Source organism: Vibrio sp. 1249-1 (genome assembly GCF_033340495.1).
Window position 1 is genome coordinate 1 of the sequence record NZ_JAWOWJ010000062.1, and the last position, 1,355, is coordinate 1,355.

1 protein-coding gene is annotated in these 1,355 nt (G+C 42.1%); it reads right to left on the minus strand.

The features are described 5' to 3' along the window. On the minus strand, positions 1-979 hold a 979-nt coding region (locus R7Z50_RS24210), incomplete at its 3' end, for a GGDEF domain-containing protein (RefSeq protein WP_318149312.1). Positions 980-1,355 lie beyond the last annotated feature (376 nt).

Here is a 1,355-nt window from a genome sequence, read left to right on the forward strand (position 1 = left end):
TTGCTTCATAAAGCTGTTTATCGGCTTTGTTGACTAATGAATCTACGGTGTCACCAACTTCGAACTCTGCCACACCAAAAGAAGCGGTAATGCTATGAACTTGTGTGCCCGAGCGTTTATCACGTACGCGTAGCTTTTCAATCATGCGGCGCAGGGTATCGGCATATTGGCGGGCGATTCGTAGGGATTTGTTTGGCACAATTAACGCAAATTCTTCGCCGCCGAAGCGGTACGCACTCACGCCATCGCGACAGCTTTGTTGCAGTCGACGCGCGATCGCTTTCAATACTGTGTCACCAAATAGGTGCCCATAGTTATCGTTGAACGCTTTAAAGTGGTCGATATCCAGCAAGATGAGAGTCATCGCCTGATTAGCGTTAATCAGCATGCTCAAATCAGTATCAAAGGCACGACGATTGTAAAGATTAGAGAGTCCATCAAACAGCGCGTCTTTTTGTACTTCGGCTAATTGATTCTTCAAACGAGAAATTTCTTCACTCGCATTGGTGAGTTGACGGTTTAAGAATTTAGTTGGGTGGCGAATCTCATGAGATTCAGCAACGAGTTGGCGGATCACCACCATCACTTCTTCGATGCTCAAGCTGTTGTCTTCAACTTTTTCTAATTTGTTGAAGCTCTTATCGACCATCGCAGAGAAAGAAGAGGTATCTGACAAAGTATCACTCATGGAGCTCGACACCTCGTGTAATAGTACTTCTACGTTGGTTTTGAGATCTTCTAAACTGGTTTCTGCTCTACGGGCCACGTAGTTGTTGTAAAGCTGTTTGTTCGCTGCTGGTGGACAAATACCGTAGTGTTCTAACACTTCGTCCATCTCAAAATTGAGTTCTGGAATGGTTTTGTCTACGTAGGTATACCAAAGCGCGTAGTTTGCGGGGGTGGCAGCTACATGATTTTTGATCATTAGTGGCACCGCTTTTTTTAAGTTAGCGGTCGATTTCTTAAACTCGTCAGTCATTTCTGCGATGTTACTAGCAAAATGGAATTGGATTTAGATTACCGGATATTAACTAATATCGCTTTAATTTTTATCATTTTTGCTTGGTTTATATAAAAAAATGAGCAAATAGCGGTGATATTCATAAATCTGAAATTTGATTTTATAAAATCACGGTTTAAAAAGTGAACGATTGAGGATGGAAATACGATTTGGCTCTTATGTTCACGATTCATGCAAAGAGCGTGGAAAGCGCTGTAGTTAGTAAGAACGGATGATCCGCTTGCGATGCCGAGCGTAAAACAAATCAGTACATTTAGCTCCTCGCCTAAGGACGTTTTTTGAAAAAGAAAATAGGGCTTTACTGGTTTACGTTTGACCTAAGACTTCACGATAA